This is a genomic window from Cellulomonas sp. H30R-01 (genome assembly GCF_010119915.1).
GTDB lineage: Bacteria > Actinomycetota > Actinomycetes > Actinomycetales > Cellulomonadaceae > Cellulomonas > Cellulomonas algicola.
On the sequence record NZ_CP048210.1, the window covers coordinates 1,826,993 to 1,846,646 of the forward strand.

Sequence of the window (19,654 nt, forward strand, 5' to 3'; positions counted from 1 at the left end):
GCCCGCGACCGTCGAGAACCGACCCCAGGAGCATCTCCATGACCCAGAACGTGAAGCGCGTGCGCGTGCACCACCTGCGCCAGGCGAAGGAGCAGGGCGAGCGGCTGTCGATGCTGACCGCCTACGACGCGGTCACCGCGCGGATCTTCGACGAGGCCGGCGTCGACATGCTGCTCGTCGGCGACTCGATCGGGAACACCATGCACGGGCACACGACGACGCTCCCGGTCACCGTGGACGACCTGATCCCGCCCGCCCGCGCGGTCGCGCGGGCCGCGCAGCGTGCGTTCGTCGTCGTCGACTTCCCGTTCGGCTCGTACGAGGCGGGGCCCGAGCAGGCGCTCGCGACCGGCGTGCGGCTCATGAAGGAGACCGGCGTCGACGCGGTCAAGCTCGAAGGCGGCAGGCGCGTGGCGCGGCAGATCCGCGCGCTCACCGACGCGGGCATCCCCGTCGTGGGCCACCTGGGCTACACCCCGCAGTCCGAGAACCTGTTCGGCGGTCCGCGCGTGCAGGGGCGCGGCGACGTCGCGGCGGAGCGGCTGTCGGAGGACGCGCTCGCGATCACCGAGGCCGGCGCGGTCGCGATCGTGCTCGAGATGGTCCCCGCACCGCTCGCGGCCCGCATCACCGAGATCGTCGCCGTGCCGACCATCGGCATCGGGGCCGGCGCGCAGTGCGACGGCCAGGTGCTCGTCTGGGTGGACATGGCCGGCATGACGGACTGGTCGCCGCGCTTCGCCAAGCGGTTCGGCGAGGTCGGGGCGGCGCTCAAGGCTGCTGCGACGTCGTACATCGACGAGGTCCGCGGCGGCACGTTCCCCGACGCGGCGCACCAGTTCGACGCGTGACGCCCGCGCGGGTCGCGGGCTGGACGCTCGCCGCGGTCGCGGCGGTCGTGGTCGTGGTCGTCCTGGTGCCGGTGGGCGGCGGCGTGCACGGGGTCGCGCAGCTCGTCTCGTTCCGCGCGGTCCTCGGGGGCGGCGCGCTCGCGCTGGCGCTGCTGCTCGCGGCGGTGCCGTGGACGCGTCGACGTCTGCTGCCGCTCGTCGTGGTGCTCGCGGTCGGCGCCGTCGGCCAGGCCGGCGTGCTCGCGTGGCGTTCGGTCCCGCTGCCCGGGACGGGGACGACGGCCGCGGCTGCGACAGGGCCCGTGCGCGGCGAGCTCGTCGTCCTCACGTTCAACACGCTCGACGTCGTCCGGGCCCCGGTGCTCGCCGACCTCGTCGACGCCCACGACGCGGACGTCGTCGTGCTGCCGGAGACGTCCGCGAGCACGGCACGCGACGTCGCCGCACGGCTCGCCGACCGCGGCCGGCCGATGCAGGTGCTCACCGCGCCCGGCGACGTGCGCACGATCGCCGGGACGGCCCTGCTCGTCTCCCCCGGCGTCGGCCGCTACACCGAGGCCGACGCGCTGCCGACCCGGCTCGGATCGCTCCGCGCCGATCCCGTCGGCGACGGACCCGTGCTCGTCGCCGCGCACCCCATGGCGCCGATCCAGCGGTCAGCCATGCCGACGTGGCGCGCGGAGACCACGCTCGTCGCGCGCACGTGCGCGCAGACGCCGGGCGCGATCGTCGCGGGCGACCTCAACGCGACGCTCGACCACCCCGGGCTGCGGTCGCTCGGCCCGTGCGTCGACGCGGCACGGGCGGCCGGCGCGGGCGCCCAGGGCACGTGGCCCGCGAGCGCCCCGACCCTGCTGGCGGCACCGATCGACCACGTGCTCGTCGACGGACGCCGCTGGCGCGTGACGTCGGTGGACGTCCTGCCGGCCACCGGCGGCAGCGACCACCGCCCGGTCGTCGCGCGGCTCGTCGCCCGCTGAGCCGGCGGCGCCGCGCGGCTCGTCGCGCGCCGTGCTCCGGCCGCGGTGCGCCGGCCGTCAGCGGCTGCGGCGGTCCTCCTCGTCCCAGCTCTCGGTCCGCTGGCGCGCCCGCTCCAGCGCGTGCTCCGCCTCCTCGCGCGTCGCGTACGGGCCCATGAGCTTGCTCCAGTCGCTCTGGCGGCCCTCCTCCACGACGTGGGTCTCGGTGTTGTACCAGTACTGCGTCGCCATCGTCCGCTCCCTTCGCGTCGCCGCCCGCGGCCTCTCCCGGCCGGGCCGCCCCCTCGTGCTGTCCGTAGACTGCCAGGTATGCCGCCCGTGCACGCGCCACGATCCGCCCTGGTCCCGGGCACGGTGAGCCCTCGCCGCGCCGTCCCCTCGACCATCGCCCGCCCCGAGTACGTCGGCAAGCCCGGCCCCGCGCCGTGGCGCGGGAGCAACGTCCTCGACGACGAGACGGTCGAGCGGGTCCGCGTCGCCGCGCGCATCGCGGCGCAGGCGCTCGAAGAGGTCGGCCGGCACGTCGAGCCGGGCGTCACGACCGACGCGCTCGACGCGATCGGCCACGAGTTCCTGCTCGACCACGGCGCCTACCCCTCGACGCTCGGCTACCGCGGCTTCCCGAAGTCGCTGTGCACGTCGGTGAACGAGGTCATCTGCCACGGCATCCCCGACTCGACCGTCGTCGAGGACGGCGACCTCGTGAACATCGACGTCACCGCGTACATCGGGGGCGTGCACGGGGACAACAACGCGACGTTCCTCGCGGGCGACGTCGACGAGGAGTCGCGTCTGCTCGTCGAGCGCACGCGCGAGTCGCTCGACCGCGCGATCAAGGCCGTGAAGCCGGGCCGCGAGGTCAACGTCATCGGCCGCGTCATCGAGAAGTACGCCGCCCGGTTCGGGTACGGCGTCGTGCGCGACTACACCGGCCACGGCGTGGGCCCCGCGTTCCACACCGGCCTCGTCATCCCCCACTACGACGCCGCCCCGCTCTACGACACCGTCATCGAGCCGGGCATGGTCTTCACCATCGAGCCCATGCTCAACCTCGGCACGCCCGACTGGGTCATGTGGGACGACGACTGGACCGTCGTGACGGCCGACGGCCGCCGCAGCGCGCAGTTCGAGCACACCCTGCTGGTCACCGACACCGGAGCGGAGATCCTGACACTGCCATGAGCCACGACAAGCACGACAAGCACGCGAAGAAGAAGCACGCGGTCGCGTTCGGCATCGACATCGGCGGGAGCGGCATCAAGGGCGCGCCCGTCGACCTGCACGCCGGGGAGTTCGCCGCGGACCGCGTGCGCATCCCGACGCCGCTGCCCGCGACGCCCGACGCGGTGTCGCAGACGGTCGCCGAGGTCGTCGCGAAGTTCGACCTCGACAAGGACGTCCCGATCGGCGTCACGTTCCCGGCCGTGATCCTGCACGGCGTCGCCCAGTCCGCCGCGAACGTCGACAAGTCCTGGATCGGCACCAACGTCGAGACCGCCGTCGGCGCGGCCACCGGGCGCAAGGTCGTCGCCGTCAACGACGCCGACGCCGCCGGGTTCGCCGAGGTCAAGTACGGCGCCGCGAAGGACGTCGACGGCGTCGTGCTCGTCGTGACGCTCGGCACCGGCATCGGGTCCGCGCTCATCGTCGACGGCCGCCTCGTCCCGAACACCGAGCTCGGTCACCTCGAGATCGACGGGTTCGACGCCGAGTCCCGCGCCGCCGACTCCGCGCGCGACCGCGAGAACCTCGACTGGGCCGCCTGGTCGCAGCGCCTCCAGCGCTACTTCACGGTCGTCGAGAACCTGTTCTGGCCCGACCTCATCGTGGTCGGCGGCGGCGTCAGCAAGCACCACGAGCACTTCCTGCCGCTGCTGGACATCCGCACCCGGATCATCCCCGCCGAGCTGCGCAACGCAGCCGGCATCGTGGGCGCCGCGGCCCTCGCGGCGAAGGCGCACTGACGACGCGCCCGCGCCCGCTCGTCGAGGTCGCCGCCGGCGTCCACGTCGCGACGAGCGCGGTCTACGCGACGACGACAAGCCTGGTCGTGGGCGACGACGGGACGACGCTCGTCGTCGACCCCGGTGTCACCGCCGCCGAGGTGGCCGGGCTCGGCGCGGCCGTCGCACGCCGCGGGTGGCGGCCCGTCGCCGTGTGGTCGACGCACGCGCACTGGGACCACGTGCTCGACGGGCACGGTGTGCGCGGGCTGCCGCGGTGGCGCGCGGGCGGTCCCGCGGCCGACGACGACGCCGGGTGGGCTCGGTCCCGGTCAGACGAGCGCGACGACGACGTGGCGCTCGCCGCCGTGCTCGCCGCGCACCCGCAGGACGCTCCCGCCGACGTCGTCCCGGTCCGGCCCGAGCCGTACCCCCACGCGGCTGGCACCGACCGGCTCGACTGGCGAGGGCCGGAGGTCGCCGTCGTCGCGCACGCCGCGCACGCGCCCGACCACGGCGCACTCGTCGTCGTGCGCACGGGCGTGCTGCTGTGCGGCGACATGCTGTCCGACCGTGAGGTCCCGCTGCTCGACGACACCGCTGCCGACCCCGTCGGCGACTACCGCGCCGGCCTCGACGCACTCGCCGGGGCCGTCGAGCGGTTCGACGTGTCCGTCGTCGTCCCGGGGCATGGTTCCCCCGGCGACCGCGACGAGCTCGACCGGCGCCTCGACGCCGACCGCGCCTACCTCGACGCGCTGGCCGACGGCCGGTCCGACGACCCGCGCCTCGCCGACCCCTGGGTGGCCGACGCGCACGCCGTTCAGCTCGCGGCTCTGCGCCGCTGACCGCGTGCGACCATGGCCGCATGGAGTGGCTGTGGGGCGTCGCGGGCGTGGTCGTCGTGCTCGTCGTCGTCGACCGCCTCGTCGCGCGCGGCCTGTTCGACCGTCGCCGCCCCCGCACGCGCGTCCCGTCCGGCTCCGCGGCGTCGGGCATGTTCGGCGGGCTCGTCGACGTCTTCCAGCCGAGCCGCGAGCACCTCACGCAAGAGCAGGACCGTCAGCGGCTCGACATCCAGCACGCCGGAGACACCGCCCCGCCCGTCGACCTCGACGCCGGCGTCGCCCGGATCGACCCCGGCCGTGAGGTCTAGGCATCCGCCCTCGCGCCAGTCGTCAACAAGGCCTCCCGCTCACTATGTCTGCGCCGGGTCACCATTCATGGCTACGCGTGGGTCGACTCTGCGTTCGCCGGATACAAAGTCACCGAGCAGCCAAGTGTCGGACGAACGTCGGAAGTGAACGCAGTTGGACTCTCTGCTATCCGCGGCACGATCGACTTCACCCGAGAGTCGACCACCTGAGTTCGCGCAACTCGCCTACCATCACAAGTCACCACGTGCGGTGGCGAGCACCGACTTGCGGCCCGGCAGAACGCCGTCGCTCGCTCCCAGTCCACTTCGCCAGCTACGCCCGCACGGCGAAAGCGAATGAGCCGAGCTTGGACAACCGGGGATCACAATGACGTCACTCGAAGATGCGACGAGATCGGGAAACATTGTTCTACTCGTAGGCACAGGAGCTTCGGCCGCCGCAACACGGAACGCTCCCGCCGCAACGTGGGCGGGGCTTATCCGGTCTGGTATCGATTTCGTTGAAGCCAATGCAAGGCCGACGCCAGCAAAGGGCTGGCGAACCATGGTCGAGCAAATGATCGACTACGGGATCGACGAAAGCGATAGCTCGTTCCTGATTAACGCCGCAAGTGCCGTTTCAAAGTCCGTTCGGGCGATCGGCGATGTAGCGTACGCAAACTGGCTGTCCTCTGAGGTAGGGACGTTGACGGTCCGAGACTCCAGCCTGGGAAAAGCCATCAGCACTCTCCGTTTTCCCATCTTAACGACGAACTACGACACGCTAATTGAAGACGCAACCGGACGCGGCTCGACAGATTGGACCGACGCTGGCGGAGTACAATCCGTACTGACGAGGGGTTCGCGCGATATCGGCCATCTACACGGAATCTGGACCAAACCGGAATCCGTCGTACTTTCGGACGAAGATTATGCGCGCATACTTCACGACGAACAGATTCAGCATCTACAGCGCGCCTTCTCGACGCTCACATCGGTCGTCTTTGTCGGATATGGTGCTGGACTTAGCGATCCCAATTTTGGAAAAGTCCTCAGCTGGTTTCGGCGAACGTTCCCGCGTTCGACTGCCACACATTTCAGGTTGTGCCTAGAGAACGAACTGGAGGCTTTGCGCGCCGAGCATGCAGACGAGAACATTGAGCCCGTCGCTTACGGCAAGGAGCATGGCGACCTTCCTGGATTCCTCTCAGGACTCGCGCCAACCGCCGGTACTTTGACACTTTCACCGGCCGGAATTGCCGTCAACCCCGTCGTCGACGCTCAATCGGCAATGGCGGAGAGCATCGTTGCTGAGATGCTTGTTACCGAAACCGTCGACGACCGCTCCAGCGTCGACATCGAGCAGGTCGTCCTTCCACCGATCCTGTTGCCAGTGCCGAATCCCGAGTATGTGCGGGCACGGAAGAGGCGAGGCGCCAGCACGGATATTGACCGCATCGATCCCGAAAAAGAGGTAAGTGAGGCCGAGGCAATCCTCGTAGTGGGCGACGAAGAGTCCGGCCTCACCACGGCGATAAAATGGATGGCTTGGAAAGCGGCCGTGAACCTCGGTGCCGCCGTGCCGCTCTACGTTAACTTCAAGGACTGCCGGAGTCGTCCCGCCAACCCGCTACGCGACGCGCTTTTTGGGGCGGCCCTGCAAGCTGGCATTGTAGGTCAGAAGAAGGATGCACTTCCTCCGTACGTATTGGCCCTCGACGACTTTAGTCCTTACACGCAGCGAGTCTCAGACAAAGTTCTAGCAGAACTGTCTCACCAAGAGGCGATTGTCGTTATAATCGGCTGCAGACAAGGGACTGAGGACGATACGCTCGAGCGACTCCGCGCCGCCGGCTTAAATCCGCGCACAAGATTCCTCGGCCGTCTCGCTGGATCCGACATTCGACGCCTGGCAACATATGTCGCTCCGCACGGCGCCGAGCGCCTCACAAGGGCCGTGCTCGACGTGTTGTCTAGGGAGAATCTGCCTCGTACCCCACTCTCGGTGTCCCTCTTGCTCTCGGTGCTGACGCGCGGTGGCATCATCGCTATCAGCGCGTCACAGACCACTATCTTGGACCAGTATGTCAGCCTTCTACTTGGTCGCGGTGACCCCCACGAAGACGCACGGCTCGGGATCGAACAGGTCAACCGTGAGGCGCTACTCGCAAGTCTGGCCGAGCATTTTGTAAACTCTGGAGCGGGCGGACTGCCGGAGCACGACGTGGTCGCAGAGCTGCAACGCGTCATCGAGAGCTACGGTTGGAAGGAATCGCCGACGGCAATCCTAACCAACTTTGTCGAGCGCCGCGTTCTTCGACGCTCGGGTGGCAATGTCGTGTTTGGACGCAGTAGCTACCTATATCTATTCGCGGCGAAGCGCGTCAGCAAGAGTAGTGAGTTCAGGAGCGCTCTCCTTGCGCATCCTTTGCTTTATTCTCCAATTCTGAAGGCACACGCGGCGCTCGTCCGCCACGATGGTCAGCTCGTTGACGATCTGAGGTCGCTCCTAGACGTCTCGTCGGTTGACACCGAGAGCAGCCCGCTTTACTCGCTCCTTGAGCTTGTCGACGCCCCAAACGAAACTGCGAGAACGGGTGATGAATCCTCAGAGGCGGGCGGCAACGAGATCGGTGGCGACGACGTGGCGTTTGGGGAGGATGAACGCGGACAGGCTTGGCTCGATGACGTTCACGACGACTCCGATCGTGTGCCCGTATTCCCTGCAGACGATCCGACGGAAATCCCGCCGGGCCTACGGCTACTTCGGTCGCTCGATCTGGTGTCAACCGTACTCCGCGACTCCGACCAGGTCGACGATCTCGAGCTCAAGAAGGCGGTTCTCGAGGATACATTAGCAACGTGGGGTTTGCTGATCCCCTTCCTTCATGAAGACAGTAGTTTTCGCAGTTTCACCCGTACTATTGCGAGTGAACTTGAAGCCGATCAGCTGATCGAGTTGGAGGACGAAGAGGCGCGCGAGGCTTTTGTTGAGGATTTCAGTCGTGCATTCCCTGCAATTATTGCGTTGGGCGGGGTTCAGTCAATGCTCGCGTCACGAAAGCTTGTTATGGTGTTCGAAAGGGCCTTGAAATCGGGAGAGTTTGAGTCGAGTCTTGACGGGCGCATGGGTGCTGCCTTCTTTGCATTCAGCGTAAGAGAGCCTGGCTGGCCCGCGCAGCTGAGCACATTGCTAAAAGACATCGGTAACCGATGGATCATTCGTGAGTTCCTGCTGTACCTACTTATCGAATCTCTCTTTAGCGATCCGCGCCTTTCCATGACGGACGCGCAGAGCCTGCGCGACCTCTGTGTTGAATTGATCACTGGCGCACAGCGGTACCGGGACGATATGCAAAAGAAGGCCCACATTGCCGAACTCCGGCAAGATCTAGACAAGCGACGGAGGCTGCGACAAGCGCGCGCACTGGGACGCTAGCACCACCAGCTGATTCCTAGGCCTGAGGGCTGTAGGGCCTTGCGGCGCTTTTTGCCCCGTTACCCAACTGATGCGGGGCGTTGGCGGTGCATCAGCGCGCGCTTGGCGCCGCCGGTTACGCCCCGCGGCGGTTCCACGGGCGCGCGGTTCGGTACACAACAGGCGGACCTGTGCTTCTCGCTCTACCGTCGCCGTGTGCCTCTCCACGTGTCCCAGATCACGATCGACTGCCACGACCCCGTCGCGCTCGCCCGCTGGTGGGCGGACGCGCTCGGCTGGGACGTGCTCGACGAACCCGAGGACGACGACGGCCCGGTCGAGATCGAGATCGCCCCGTCCGACGGGTCCGCGACGAACTGGCTGTTCATCGAGGTCCCCGAGGGCAAGACCGGCAAGAACCGGCTCCACCCCGACGTCCGCCCGCCCGACAGCTCCGACCAGGCCACCGAGCTCGCACGGCTCCTCGCGCTCGGCGCGACACCCGTCGACGTCGGCCAGGGCGACGTCCCGTGGCACGTCCTCGCCGACCCGGACGGCAACGAGTTCTGCCTGCTGCGCAGCACGCCGAGCCAGCTCGCCGCGGCGCAGGCCGGCAGCGCCTGACCAACAATCCGTGCCGGGCGACGCGTGCTGAGGCCGAAAGCCCCGCTCTGGTGTCCGTGCCCGCGGCGTCAACGACCTCCGCGGCCTGCGACGTGATGGTCCGGCTCGGCCGCGAGGATCCGCGGCCGAGCCGGCGTTCTCAGAAGCGCAGCGAGCGGTTGGTCTGCCGCGCCGCGGCCTCGCGCTCCTGCTCGGCCAGCAGCCGGTGGCGTGCCGCCCGGCCCAGGTAGTAGTCACGGCGCTCGGTGCCGGCCGCGGCGAGCTCGTCGAAGAACAGTGCGGCACGCTCGTGCACGTCGCGCGCCTCATCGTGCAGACGGATCGCGTGCGCGACCGCGTCGTCGGTCGGGAACGTCTCGGAGACGTCACGGAGCACCGACGCCGGCACTGGCGGCGCGGCCGGTGCGGGTTCGGGTGAGACGTGGATCGTGGCCATGTGGTCCCCCTCGGCGACTCTGCCGTCCAGGTGACGGGCGTGCACGACCGCTCCGACTTCTCCGGAGAGGTCTGCTGCTCATCCTCCGGTCCCCCGGGGCAACCCGCGACCGGAAGGGGCCTCGTCTCGCACGATGGCGCCCGCCAGGGCGCGACGAAGCGACGAGACAGTCGAGACGCCGGGGTCGGGACCCGGTGGACGGGAGTCTCCGCGGGCCCGCGGTCGGCAGTCGCAACCCGAGGAGGACCGGGGGTAACCGAGCGTCTACCGTGTGGCGGTGAGCTCCGGTCCCGACGTCGACCCGCCGTACCACGAGTGGGTCGCGCGTCTGTCCGGGGATGCCGACGGTTACCTGATGCTCGAGCAGGTGACGTGCTACACGCACGGTGCGGAGCCGGTCCTCGAACTCGAATGGACGACCTGCCTCGTGCGCGACGGCGAACGGGTCTGGGGCAGCGACATCCGCCACGACGTCCGAGCGGCGCTGGACGAGATCGCCGACGGTACGTGCCCGTGGACCGAACCGCCGACACGGATCGAGTGGGTTCCGCCCGAGGAGGCTCTCTCGGTCGCCGAGCGAGTCTTCTGGTCGGCGGGCTGACACGCCCGGGCAGCGATCACGCAGGTCAGCTGCGGTTGAGCGGATGAGTGAGTCGATACGCCGGGTTAGACTTTGGGGGTGTCTCTGATCTGCGTCGGTGCTGCCGAATCCGGCGCTGACCTGCGGTAACGTCACACGTCATCTCACGCGAGGTCACGCCGTTTCACGGCAACTCTCGGACTGCTTTTGGACTGCAGGCCGGTCGAGTTTTTCTGACAGGGGTGCTCGCGGACGCTGTCACCGCTCCCCGTACCGTCCGCCGCATGCCCTACGCCCACCTGATCCGCACGCACGCCGAGCCGGTCCTGATGACGCCGCTGTCCCCGATGCGGTTCGGCGTCGTGGCGGCCGAGACGTACGGCGGCGAGGTCGTGACGGTGCCTGTCGCGGTCGTCTCGCGCGCCCCTGCGCCGCCAGAATCGGCCGCCTGGCTGTGCGTGCGTCAGACGCTTGGGGACGACCGTCACTGGCTCGCGTGGTTGCCTGCAGACCGTGTGCGTCCGACCTAGGACAGATCGAGCTCGGCGAGGTTCGCGTCGAGCGCTCGAAGCTCGGCGAGGACGTCATCGGGGATCGGGCCGCCCGCGTCGTCCTCGCGGCCGGTCAGCGGCACCGTCGCCTCATCGACGTACGGGGCGAGCAGCTCAGTCTTCCGCTTCTCGATCTGGGCGGCGATGAACTTCACGAACCCGTCGGAGAGAGTCCACTGATTGGTGCCGGTTCCGCCCTCGACCCCGGACGCGAAGATCGTGACCGGTCCGGCTGTGAGCAGCGCAGCGCGATCGTCGACGGACAGCGGATAGGGCCGTCGGGTCAGGAAACGGGTCCGAGTCTCGGGCAGCAGCGCGGCCCACGTAGCGGCGTAGTCGGTCGTCATCCTCGGACGCTAGCGGCCCGTGCCTGGCGGCGGTGCCGCAACGGGCGGACCGAATCTCGCCTATCGCCGACGGGGCCCCGAGAGTCGCGGCGGCCGGGCCTCGGCACCGGCCGGTCGCGAGGTTCGCGCGGGGTGCGAGCATGGGCGACGTGCAGATCGCCGAGGCGTACGACGGCGCCACCGTCGCGCAGGCGAGCAATCTTCTGCGGCTGGCGGGGTTCGCGCGCGCAGCCGACGAGCTCGCGGCCGACGGGATCAACCCTGAGTTCGAGCTCCTGTTGATCGCATCCGACGACGAGCTCGCGCCCGTCGGGATGGTCTGGGGGAAGCAGCCGTCGCGGGTGCTCGACGACGATGCCGTCTGGCGAACGTCCGCGCTCCTGTCGTACGTGGCTGTCCATCCGGCGCGGCGTCGGCTGGGAATTGGCTCGGCGCTTGTCGAGGCATTCTGCGACCGGTCGCGCGACGGCCGTGCCGACGTCGTCGTGCTGCACTTCGGCATGGTGGGACCCGAGCGAGCCGCCGAGCTGACGCGGTTCTACCTGGCGAACGGGTTCGTCGCGGGCGACTACGGCCTTCGTCGAGAGCTCGTCCACTAGGTCAGCCACGGCGACGGGATGTCTCCGGCGCGCCGGTCACTGTGCCGACGGTCGGCGCGGGACGATGACCGGCATGCTGGCCTGGATCGGGACCAACGCAGTAGCGCTCGTCGCGCTCGTGCTTTCCATAGTCGCCACCGTCCGCCAACGTCACCGTGTCATCGTGTCGGCCAGAGGCACGCTCGTCTCGATTGAGATGCCGCCAGATGACGCACCTACCTCCGTCGCGCACGCGATGGTCGAACTGACCGTGTCGAACGTCGGCCGACCGATCAGCATCACGGGTCTGCGGCTAGAACCCGACCCAGTGCTGCCATCGGACCGCGACGGCATGCTGCTGCTCAACGTGCCGCGCCACACGCACGCGCACCCCTACATGGGTGAACTGTTCGAGCGACGCATTTCGCTCGGTGGGCTTCCTGCACGGGTCGAGGATGGCGACACGCTGCGCATCATCGCGCTTCCGCTGATCCAGGAACGGTCGGAGATCCCACCCGACGGACGCCTCGACGCGCGCGCCGTCGTGACGTTGTCCAACGGGCAACGCAAGCGCTCAAAGCTGGTCACGAATCTTCGCGTTGCTGTTCCGATCGACGCTGAGACCGCCTAGCTGTACTGACCAAGACCGTTGTTGACGTAGCGAGAGACCTCCGGGTCGAGTGGGAGCTGTCTAGGAACCCGCTTCGACCAACGGAGGTCTCTCGTGTCTCACGCTAATGCCCGGTTGACCCCTGCCGGCAGGCTGGTGTTGGTGCAACGGATCGCGGCTGGGCGCCCGGTCGCGCACGTCGCGGCAGAGATGGGTGTCTCGCGCACCACGGCGTGGCGGTGGTGGCGCCGCTGGCAGCTCGACGGGCGTCCCGGGCTGGTCGACCGGCCGAGCGTGGCGCGCACCCACCCGCGCCGGACAGCGCCGTGCGTGGAGACGCGGGTGCGGATCGCGCGGATGCTCTCGCGGCGCGGGCCGGTCTGGATCGGCCATCACCTGGGTCTGCCGGCCTCGACCGTCGGGCGGGTCCTGGCCCGTCACGGCACGGCGCTGCTGCGCGAGTGCGACCCGCTGACCGGTCTGCCGATCCGGGCCTCGCGGCGTTCGCCGCACCGCTACGAGCACCCCTACCCGGGGTCGTTGGTCCATATCGACGTCAAGAAGCTCGGTCGGATCCCCGACGGCGGCGGTCATCGGGCGCTCGGCCGCGCCGACGGCCGGCGAGAGCGTCGCCGTGGCGTCGGCTACGACTACGTCCACACCGCGATCGACGACCACTCTCGCCTGGCCTACGCCGAGATCCATCTCGATGAGAAGAGCACCACCTGCGCCGAGTTCCTTGCTCGAGCGGCAGCGTTCTACGCCTCACACGGCATCACCGTTGAGCGTGTGATCAGCGACAACGCCAAGAACTACCGGCTCTCACGGGTCTTCCTCGACACAGCAGAGCGCCTCGGCATCCGGCTCAAGCTCATCCGGCCCTACTGCCCCTGGACCAACGGCAAGGTCGAACGCCTCAACCGCACCCTCGCCGCCGAGTGGGCCTATTCGCGGGTCTTCACCACCAACGCCGAACGCGCCGCACTCTTGCCGACCTGGCTCGACCGCTACAACCTGGACCGACCCCACCTCGGCATCGGCGGCCTACGACCCATCGACCGCGTCAACAACGCAGCGGGTCAGTACACCTAGCGGCCACGGGGCGCGCCGTACCGCATGCCTGCCCACACCCCGAACGACGGATGAACCTCGCGCGCGACGGCCGCGCTCGACGCGCTCGCGGCACACCTGGCCGAGTTCCCGCCGACTGGCCGCAACGGACTGATCTTCACGAACGCGACCGGCGCTCCCGTCCGACGCACGAGCCTGTGGAAGATCTGGCTGGACGCCGCCGAGGCGAGCGACGTGCACGGCGAGACGTTCCACTCCCTGCGGCACTACTACGCGAGCTTGCTCATCCGTCACGGCGAGTCGGTCAAGACCGTGCAGGACCGGCTCGGCCACGCCTCGGCCGTCGAGACGCTAGACACCTACTCGCACCTGTGGCCGGATTCTGACGACCGGACGCGCGAAGCGGTCGACGAGGCCATGGGACGAAACGGCGTTCGGACTGTGGCCGGACTGGCGCAGCAGTCGCGAAGCGTTACCGCAGGTCAGCAGCCTAAAGGCGGATGAGTCAGTCGATACGCCGGGTTCTGTCCCCGTGCCCGGTTGCCCCGGCACGGGTGGCGACCATCCCTCTACGACGTACGTTGCCGCACGCCTCCAGCGGTCTACCCGGGAGCTCGGGCGGGCCGCCCTCGAACGCTCCCTGTCTGACCTTGCTCCGGGTGGGGTTTACCGAGCCGCACCGGTCACCCGGTGCGCTGGTGGTCTCTTACACCACCGTTTCACCCTGACCGGCGCCCGCGTGCGTGTCTCCACGACGCGGTGCCGGCGGTCTGTTCTCTGTGGCACTGTCCCGCGGGTCACCCCGGGTGGGCGTTACCCACCACCCTGCCCTGCGGAGCCCGGACGTTCCTCGGCAGGCCCGAGGGCCTGACGCGGTCGCCTGACTGACTCATCCGCGCCGACGAGTCTACCCGCTGGTCATGCGGCCGGAGCAGCGGGTCAGACGTCGACGCGGTACGGCAGGACGAGCTCGTCACCGCTGCCGCCGCGGATGCCCCAGTTCTCGGGCGGGCTCTCGACGATGACGACCTCGAGGTCGTCGGGGTCGAGGGCGAGGGCGGGCGCGACCGAGTCGAAGAAGGCGGCGACGAGGGCGCGGCGTGCGGCGAGGCTGCGGCCGGTGAAGCAGACGATCTCGACGACGAGGTAGGCGTCGGACCGGGGTGCGACGAGGTCCTCGGGGTCGAGCAGCAGGAAGCGGTGGAACCGCTTGTCCGCGGGGAGGCCCCACGCGCCGACGAGCACGCCGTGGATCGCGTCGGACACCTCGCGACGTCGCGTGGACCACACGTCGCGCCGCCCGTAGACCTTGACCTGCGCCATCGCCCCTCCCCCTGCGGCACACGCGTGCCGCTGATGCGGCCGCCCCGGCTCGCGGAGCCTACAGTCAGGGCGTGCTCGTGCTGCTGCCGCCCTCGGAGGGCAAGACGTCGCCTCCCCGGGGGCCGGCGCTCGACCTGGACGCCCTCTCGTCGCCCGGCCTGACGCCCGTCCGGGAGAAGGTGCTCGACGCGCTCGTCGAGGTCAGCGCGCGCCCGGAAGCGGCGGCGGTGCTGGGCGTGGGTGCGAGCCTCGCGGACGAGGTCGCGCGCAACACCAGGCTTCGCGACGCGCCGACGGCTCCGGCCCGACGGGTCTACACCGGTGTCCTGTACGGCGCCGCGGGGCTCGACACCCTGACGCCGGCGGCCCGCCGACGTGCGCACGAGTCGGTGCGCGTCGTGTCCGGGCTCTGGGGTGCGGTCACGCCCGAGGACCCGATCCCGGCGTACCGGCTGTCGATGGGCACGGACCTGCCCGGCATCGGGCCGCTCGCGTCGGCCTGGCGCGGGCCGCTCGGCGCGGAGCTGGACGCGCGCGCGGACGGCGAGCTCGTCGTCGACTGCCGCTCGGCCGCGTACCTGGCCGCGTGGCACCCTCCGCGCTCCGCGGACTGGGTCGCGGTGCGCGTGCTGCGCGAGGTCGACGGCGTGCGGTCCGTGGTCTCGCACCATGCGAAGCACACGCGGGGTGTGCTGACGCGTCACCTGCTGACCCGACGCGCGCGCCCGCCGCGGGACGCGGACGGTCTCGCCGCGGCCGCGTCCGAGCTCGTCGGTGACGTGCTGCTCACCGTCGAGCTCGGTCCGCCCGCGCGCGGTGCGCGCACGCTGTCGCTCGTCGTCGCGTGAGCGGTCCGGCCCGCCGGGGCTTCCCGTGGTGGGCGGTCGCCGCCGTCGTCGTGGTCCTGCTGCCGGCGACCGGGATGCTGCCCGCCGACGACGCGCGCACGCTCGCCGAGCGCACGCTGCCGATCCTGCTGTTCCTGGCGGCCCTGACGGTCGTCGCGGAGACCAGCGCCGGTGCGGGGCTGTTCGACGCGGCCGCGGGGCTCGCCGCCCGGGCGGCGCGGGGCCGACGGGTCGTGCTGTGGCTGCTCGTCGTGGTGCTCGCGACGCTGTCGACCGCGGTCCTGTCGCTCGACACGACCGCGGTGCTCCTGACCCCCGTCGTCATCGCGCTCGCCCGGCACACGCGCACCTCTCCCCTGCCGTTCGCGCTCGCGGTGCTCGCGCTCGCGAACACGGCGTCGCTCGTGCTGCCCGTCTCGAACCTCACCAACCTGCTCGCCGACCACGCCATCCGGCGGGCAGGCGCGTCGTTCCTGCCGCTCATGTGGGCGCCGGCACTCGTCGCGATCGTCGTGACGGTGGCGATCCTGGCCGTGCGGGACCGCCGGCACCTCGGCGGCACCTACGAGCCGCAGGACCCGTCACCTGCCCCCGACCGGACGCTGCTGCTGCTCGCCGCGGCGGTCACAGGCCTGATGGCCGTCGGCTTCGTCGCCGGTCTGCCGCCCGCCCCGCTCGCGACCGGCGCCGCCGTTGTCCTGCTCGTCGCGACCCGCGTGCGACACCGTCCCTGGCCCGTGCCGCCGTCGCAGCTCGTCCCGTGGCGCACGCTCGTCGTCGTGCTCGGGCTGTTCGTCGCGGTCGAGACCGCGCACGCGCACGGGCTCGGCGCGCTGCTGCACGACCTCGCGGGCGACGGGGACGGCGCCGGTGAGCTGCTGCGGCTGGCCGGTGTCGCCGCGCTCGCGTCGAACGGCGTCAACAACCTGCCCGCGTACCTGGCGCTCGAGCCGGCCGCCGCCGGCGACCCGCTGCGGCTCGCGGCACTGCTCGTCGGCACCGGCGCGGGGCCGCTCCTCACGCCGTGGGGCTCGCTCGCGACGGTGCTGTGGTGGCACCGGTGCCGTCAGGTCATGCTCGACGTGCCGGCGCGCACGATCGTGCTGCAGGGTGCGCTGCTCGCCCCGCCGGTCGTCGTGCTCGCGGTCCTCGCGCTCGCCGTGGCGCACTGACGCGGGCGGCCGCGCAGCGTCGACCCGAGCCGGCCTACCAGCCCTCGCTCGGCACCCCGACGACGGCGATCTCGTGCCGCTTGTCGGCGAACAGCCGCACGATGCTCACCGACGCCGGCGCCACCCGGAGCTGGCTCCACGACCCCGGCTGCGCGCCCATCGCGACGCCCAGCGCCGCGCGGATCGCGACCGCGTGGCTCACGACGACGACGGTGCGGCCGCGCCCCTCCGCGATGAGGTCGTCGAACACCTGCTGCAGCCGGACGCCGACGTCGGCGATCGACTCGCCGCCGGGCGGGCGCACGTCACCACGCGTGTGCCAGGGCTCGAGCTCGCCGGGCCAGCGCTCCTCGATCTGCTCCGCGGTGAGGCCCTGCCACTCGCCGAAGTCGGCCTCCTTGACGAGGTCGACGGTCGCGACGGACAGCTTCAGCCGCTCCGCGATGATGCCCGCGGTCTGCTGCGTGCGGACCATGGGCGACGCGATGATCTCCGACGGGTACTCGATGTCGCCCCACAGGTCGTGACCGATGCGGTCGACGAGCACCGCGGCGGCACGGGCCTGCTGCTGCCCGCGCTCGTCGAGCGGCGGACCGGGCTCGGACGAGCCGGAGTACCCGCGCGAGACGGTCATCGCGGTCTGACCGTGCCGCACCAGCACGACCGTGACGGGCTTCTCCTCGTCGAACCGGACGCCCGCGCCCGACGGCCGCGGTGCGCGGCCCGATCCGGGGTCGCCCGCACCCGTCGTCGCGGACTGGGTGCCGCTGCCGGTCGGGTCGGTGCTCGGCGGGGTGAGCGGGCCGGTGCTGGCGTCGTCGGTCACCAGCCCACTCTCACGGTCCATCGCGAGGTTCGCCAGCCGGTCGGCGGCGGCGTTCTGGGCGCGCGGCACCCACGTCCACGTGACGTCCGCGGGGTCGACGAGCGCGTGCACCTCGTCGGCGAGACGGCGCATCCCGGCGTGCTTGATCTTCCACGTGCCGCGCATCTGCTCGATCACGAGCTGCGAGTCCATGCGCACCTCGAGGCGCGCGGCGGGGTCGATCGCGAGCGCCGCCCTCAGCCCGGCGACGAGGCCGGAGTACTCGGCGACGTTGTTCGTCGCGACCCCGAGGAAGTCCGCGCGCTCCGCGAGGACCTTCCCCGTGTCGGCGTCCCGCACCACCGCGCCGTACCCGGCGGGCCCGGGGTTGCCCCGCGAGCCGCCGTCGGCCTCGACGACGAGCCGGCGGGGCATCAGACCGCGGCGGCCGGCTCGGGCAGACGCACGAGGATGCGGCCGCACTCCTCGCAGCGCACGACCTGGTCCTCGCCCTTCGAGCGGATCGCGTCGAGGTCGAGCGGGTTCAGCTCGAGGCGGCAGCCCTCGCACCGACGGCCCCGCAGCGGCGCGGCACCCAGACCGCCGAGCTGCCCCCGCAGCCGCTCGTAGAGCGTCACGAGGCCCGCGTCGAGGCCCTCGGCCGCCGTCGCGCGCTCGCCCCGGACCCGCTCGGCGTCCGCGTCGATCGTCCGGAACGCGGCGTCGCGGTCGGCCGCGACCGACTCCTTCTGCGCGACGAGCGCGTCGTACGCCTTCGTCACCTCGGCGAGCGCACCCTCGTGCGCCTCGAGCCGCTCCATGACCTCGAGCTCGACCTCCTCGAGGTCGCCCTGGCGGCGCGCGAGCGACGCGAGCTCGCTGGTCAGCGCCTGGAGGTCCTTCGCGCTCCCCTGCCCCGAGTCGAGACGGGCCTGGTCGCGTGCCGCGCGCGAGCGCACCTGCTCGACGTCGGCCTCCGCCTTCGCGAGCTCGCGACGCAGGTCCTCGGCAGCCGTGCGCGACGTGACGAGCGCGGTGTGCAGGTCGGCGAGCTGCGCGTCGAGCTCCAGCAGCCGTGCGAGCTCGGGCAGCGTGCGGCGCTTGTGCGCGAGCTGGTCGAGGCGCGTGTCGAGCTCCTGGACGTCGAGCAGGCGGCGCTGGTCCGCCGCGGGGGCAGTCGTCACGGGTGTCCTTCCGGCGGGAGGGGGGCGGGCGCGGCGACGCGGCCCGTCCAGGGGTCGGTGCTCAGGGTGCTGACCCGGGTCTCCACCGTAGTGCCCGCGGCGGCCAGGTCCGTCTCGAGGTCGCGCGCCGCACAAGCCAGCCACGGCCACTCGGACGCGAAGTGCGCGAGGTCGACGAGGTACGGCGGGGCGTGGCCGTCGCGCGCCTCGAACTCCGCGCGCTCGCGCAGCTCCGAGGCGGGGTGGTGACGCAGGTCGGCGGTCACGTACGCGTCGACGCCCGCCGCCCTGACCGCGTCGAACAGCGAGTCGCCCGAGCCGCCGACGACGGCGACCCGTTCGACCCGCCCGTCCGCGTCCCCGGCGTACCGGACCCCCTGCGCCGTGGCAGGCACCGCGGCGGCCACGTCGGCGGCGAACGCCGCGAGCGTCGTCGGACGCTCCAACCGCCCGACGCGGCCGATCCCCGTGGACCCGGGCCACGACGCCAGCTCGAGGACGTCGAACGCGGGCTCCTCGTACGGGTGCGCGGCCCGCAGCGCGGCGACGACCGCCGACCGCAGGCGACGCGGTGCGACCATCTCGACACGCGCCTCGACGACGCGCTCGACCTCGCCGACCGTGCCGATCGCGGGCGACGCACCGTCGAGCGGCGTGAACGTCCCCTCGCCGGTCGTCGTCCAGGCGCACCGCGCGTACCGGCCGACCGCGCCCGCCCCCGCTGCGGCGAGCGCGTCGACCAGCGCCTCCGCGTCGGCGACCGGCACCATCACGACGACCTTGTCGAGCGCCTGCGTCGCCGCCGCCTGCAGCGGCGTCCGGTCCACCAGCCCGAGGGCGTCGGCCAGCGCGTCGGCGACTCCCCCGACCGCGGCGTCGGCGTTCGTGTGGGCGGTGTAGAGCGCGACACCCGACCGCACCAGCCGGTGCAGCAGCGCCCCCTTGAAGGTGGTCGCCGCGATCGAGTGCACGGGCCGCAGCAGCAGCGGGTGGTGCGTGATCACCAGGTCCGCGCCCCACGCGACGGCCTCGTCCACCACGTCCGCGACGGGGTCGACGGCGAGCAGCACCCGCCGGACCTCCTGCTCCGGGTCCCCGGCGACCAGCCCCACCGCGTCCCACGACTCCGCGCTCGACGGCGGGTAGCGGCGCTCGAGCGTGCGGACGACGTCGGCCAGGCGCGGGGCGGTCACGCCAC

23 protein-coding genes and 1 other RNA gene are annotated in these 19,654 nt (G+C 71.0%); 16 read left to right on the forward strand and 8 right to left on the reverse strand.

All coding sequences use genetic code 11. The features are described from left to right. Nucleotides 1-38 precede the first annotated feature (38 nt). Both panB and GXP71_RS08100 read left to right on the forward strand, forming a co-directional pair. Nucleotides 39-851, forward strand: a complete 813-nt coding sequence (gene panB, locus GXP71_RS08095) for a 3-methyl-2-oxobutanoate hydroxymethyltransferase (protein WP_162352242.1) — start codon at nucleotides 39-41, stop codon at nucleotides 849-851. Then, entirely contained in the window at nucleotides 848-1,831 is a 984-nt protein-coding gene (locus GXP71_RS08100; RefSeq protein WP_162352243.1) for an endonuclease/exonuclease/phosphatase family protein, read from the forward strand. Before panB ends, GXP71_RS08100 begins: the two co-directional genes overlap by 4 nt. A 57-nt stretch (nucleotides 1,832-1,888) precedes the next feature. Here GXP71_RS08100 and GXP71_RS08105 read toward each other — a convergent pair whose 3' ends face one another. Further along, on the reverse strand, nucleotides 1,889-2,062 hold the full coding sequence (locus GXP71_RS08105; RefSeq protein WP_124344325.1) for an SPOR domain-containing protein: 174 nt from the start codon (nucleotides 2,060-2,062) through the stop codon (nucleotides 1,889-1,891). A gap of 78 nt (nucleotides 2,063-2,140) precedes the next feature. Here GXP71_RS08105 and map point away from each other — a divergent pair, with 78 nt between their 5' ends. The 6 genes from map (at nucleotide 2,141) to GXP71_RS08135 (ending at nucleotide 8,951) form a co-directional block, all read left to right on the forward strand. After that, entirely contained in the window at nucleotides 2,141-3,013 is an 873-nt protein-coding gene (gene map, locus GXP71_RS08110; RefSeq protein ID WP_162352244.1) for a type I methionyl aminopeptidase, read from the forward strand. Then, nucleotides 3,010-3,795, forward strand: coding sequence for a polyphosphate--glucose phosphotransferase (gene ppgK, locus GXP71_RS08115; RefSeq protein WP_162352245.1), 786 nt, complete (start codon nucleotides 3,010-3,012; stop codon nucleotides 3,793-3,795). The genes map and ppgK overlap by 4 nt, the downstream gene beginning before the upstream one ends. Nucleotides 3,796-3,881: 86 nt before the next feature. Beyond that, entirely contained in the window at nucleotides 3,882-4,622 is a 741-nt protein-coding gene (locus GXP71_RS08120) for an MBL fold metallo-hydrolase (protein ID WP_162352246.1), read from the forward strand. A 20-nt stretch (nucleotides 4,623-4,642) separates the two neighbouring features. Then, the gene (locus tag GXP71_RS08125; protein WP_162352247.1) at nucleotides 4,643-4,930 is read left to right on the forward strand and encodes a DUF6191 domain-containing protein; all 288 of its coding nucleotides are present in this window, start codon (nucleotides 4,643-4,645) and stop codon (nucleotides 4,928-4,930) included. A gap of 556 nt (nucleotides 4,931-5,486) precedes the next feature. Further along, nucleotides 5,487-8,348: an SIR2 family protein gene (locus GXP71_RS08130; RefSeq protein WP_162352248.1), complete on the forward strand. Its 2,862-nt coding sequence runs from the start codon at nucleotides 5,487-5,489 to the stop codon at nucleotides 8,346-8,348. Between the two features lie 195 nt (nucleotides 8,349-8,543). Next, the gene (locus tag GXP71_RS08135; protein ID WP_202924347.1) at nucleotides 8,544-8,951 is read left to right on the forward strand and encodes a VOC family protein; all 408 of its coding nucleotides are present in this window, start codon (nucleotides 8,544-8,546) and stop codon (nucleotides 8,949-8,951) included. 139 nt (nucleotides 8,952-9,090) lie between these two features. Here GXP71_RS08135 and GXP71_RS08140 read toward each other — a convergent pair whose 3' ends face one another. Continuing rightward, nucleotides 9,091-9,387: a hypothetical protein gene (locus GXP71_RS08140; protein WP_162352249.1), complete on the reverse strand. Its 297-nt coding sequence runs from the start codon at nucleotides 9,385-9,387 to the stop codon at nucleotides 9,091-9,093. Between the two features lie 355 nt (nucleotides 9,388-9,742). Between GXP71_RS08140 and GXP71_RS08145 the strand changes: the two genes are divergently transcribed. Beyond that, nucleotides 9,743-9,988, forward strand: a complete 246-nt coding sequence (locus tag GXP71_RS08145; RefSeq protein ID WP_162352250.1) for a hypothetical protein — start codon at nucleotides 9,743-9,745, stop codon at nucleotides 9,986-9,988. A gap of 263 nt (nucleotides 9,989-10,251) precedes the next feature. Further along, nucleotides 10,252-10,497, forward strand: a complete 246-nt coding sequence (locus GXP71_RS08150) for a hypothetical protein (protein WP_162352251.1) — start codon at nucleotides 10,252-10,254, stop codon at nucleotides 10,495-10,497. Here the strand turns inward: GXP71_RS08150 and GXP71_RS08155 are convergent. Then, on the reverse strand, nucleotides 10,494-10,865 hold the full coding sequence (locus tag GXP71_RS08155; RefSeq protein ID WP_162352252.1) for a hypothetical protein: 372 nt from the start codon (nucleotides 10,863-10,865) through the stop codon (nucleotides 10,494-10,496). The two genes, GXP71_RS08150 and GXP71_RS08155, sit on opposite strands and share 4 nt — an antisense overlap. A 140-nt stretch (nucleotides 10,866-11,005) precedes the next feature. Here GXP71_RS08155 and GXP71_RS08160 point away from each other — a divergent pair, with 140 nt between their 5' ends. From GXP71_RS08160 to GXP71_RS08175, 4 genes are all read left to right on the forward strand, one after another. Further along, nucleotides 11,006-11,464 (forward strand): GNAT family N-acetyltransferase, encoded by a 459-nt coding sequence (locus tag GXP71_RS08160; protein ID WP_162352253.1) that lies wholly within the window; start codon nucleotides 11,006-11,008, stop codon nucleotides 11,462-11,464. A gap of 73 nt (nucleotides 11,465-11,537) precedes the next feature. Further along, entirely contained in the window at nucleotides 11,538-12,074 is a 537-nt protein-coding gene (locus GXP71_RS08165) for a hypothetical protein (protein WP_162352254.1), read from the forward strand. Nucleotides 12,075-12,167: 93 nt separating this feature from the next. Then, entirely contained in the window at nucleotides 12,168-13,145 is a 978-nt protein-coding gene (locus GXP71_RS08170; RefSeq protein WP_162352255.1) for an IS481 family transposase, read from the forward strand. A 174-nt stretch (nucleotides 13,146-13,319) separates the two neighbouring features. Continuing rightward, complete coding sequence (locus GXP71_RS08175; RefSeq protein ID WP_238402732.1) at nucleotides 13,320-13,628, forward strand: tyrosine-type recombinase/integrase; 309 nt, start codon at nucleotides 13,320-13,322, stop codon at nucleotides 13,626-13,628. Here the strand turns inward: GXP71_RS08175 and rnpB are convergent. Further along, nucleotides 13,622-14,016: RNase P RNA component class A (rnpB, locus tag GXP71_RS08180), an RNA gene on the reverse strand. The two genes, GXP71_RS08175 and rnpB, sit on opposite strands and share 7 nt — an antisense overlap. A 47-nt stretch (nucleotides 14,017-14,063) precedes the next feature. Further along, on the reverse strand, nucleotides 14,064-14,447 hold the full coding sequence (locus GXP71_RS08185; RefSeq protein WP_162352256.1) for a tautomerase family protein: 384 nt from the start codon (nucleotides 14,445-14,447) through the stop codon (nucleotides 14,064-14,066). A gap of 71 nt (nucleotides 14,448-14,518) precedes the next feature. On the opposite strand from GXP71_RS08185, the gene GXP71_RS08190 reads away from it, so the two are divergent. Both GXP71_RS08190 and GXP71_RS08195 read left to right on the forward strand, forming a co-directional pair. Next, nucleotides 14,519-15,295: a YaaA family protein gene (locus tag GXP71_RS08190; protein WP_162352257.1), complete on the forward strand. Its 777-nt coding sequence runs from the start codon at nucleotides 14,519-14,521 to the stop codon at nucleotides 15,293-15,295. Continuing rightward, nucleotides 15,292-16,467 (forward strand): SLC13 family permease, encoded by a 1,176-nt coding sequence (locus tag GXP71_RS08195; protein ID WP_162352258.1) that lies wholly within the window; start codon nucleotides 15,292-15,294, stop codon nucleotides 16,465-16,467. Before GXP71_RS08190 ends, GXP71_RS08195 begins: the two co-directional genes overlap by 4 nt. Nucleotides 16,468-16,501: 34 nt before the next feature. On the opposite strand, the gene GXP71_RS08200 is transcribed toward GXP71_RS08195, so the two are convergent. From GXP71_RS08200 to GXP71_RS08210, 3 genes are read right to left on the reverse strand one after another with little or no spacing between them, the layout of a single operon-like run. Further along, the gene (locus tag GXP71_RS08200) at nucleotides 16,502-17,707 is read right to left on the reverse strand and encodes a bifunctional RNase H/acid phosphatase (protein WP_162352259.1); all 1,206 of its coding nucleotides are present in this window, start codon (nucleotides 17,705-17,707) and stop codon (nucleotides 16,502-16,504) included. Continuing rightward, nucleotides 17,707-18,456, reverse strand: coding sequence for a zinc ribbon domain-containing protein (locus GXP71_RS08205; RefSeq protein WP_162352260.1), 750 nt, complete (start codon nucleotides 18,454-18,456; stop codon nucleotides 17,707-17,709). The genes GXP71_RS08200 and GXP71_RS08205 overlap by 1 nt, the downstream gene beginning before the upstream one ends. After that, nucleotides 18,453-19,649, reverse strand: a complete 1,197-nt coding sequence (locus GXP71_RS08210) for a Nif3-like dinuclear metal center hexameric protein (protein ID WP_162352261.1) — start codon at nucleotides 19,647-19,649, stop codon at nucleotides 18,453-18,455. The genes GXP71_RS08205 and GXP71_RS08210 overlap by 4 nt, the downstream gene beginning before the upstream one ends. Nucleotides 19,650-19,654 lie beyond the last annotated feature (5 nt).